General features: G+C 62.5%; 1 protein-coding gene. It reads right to left on the bottom strand.

What is annotated here, in order from left to right:
* Positions 1-154 precede the first annotated feature (154 nt).
* On the bottom strand, positions 155-341 hold a 187-nt coding region (locus tag ABC977_RS18270), incomplete at its 5' end, for a hypothetical protein (RefSeq protein ID WP_369668696.1).

Here is a 341-nt window from a genome sequence, read left to right as displayed (position 1 = left end):
ACCTGACCCCGCCCCCGCGCCCGAAATACTGCATTTCAAGACCTGACCCCAGACCCCTGGCCCGCCGTTTGGTCCGGAATTTGGACCCTGCCGTCTTCTCCTACAGCCCGAAATGCTGCATTTCAAGACCTGACCCACTCCTTGGTCCTTGGCGTCAATGGGCGTCTCGCTGACTCAGAAGCGCCTTGAGGCGCGCAACCTCGGCGAGGGCCTCCTCTCTGGCTTGCAGCGCAGCCTCCTTGGCCTGACGTTCCGCTTCTTTGGCCTGACGTTCCGCTTCTTTGGCCTGACGTTCCGCTTCCTTGGCCTGACGTTCCGCTTCCTTGGCCTGACGTTCCGCC

Origin of the sequence: Thioalkalicoccus limnaeus (assembly GCF_041197575.1) — a bacterium.
Classification (GTDB): Bacteria; Pseudomonadota; Gammaproteobacteria; order Chromatiales; family Chromatiaceae; genus Thioalkalicoccus; species Thioalkalicoccus limnaeus.
This window is presented reverse-complemented; position numbering and strand designations above follow the sequence as displayed.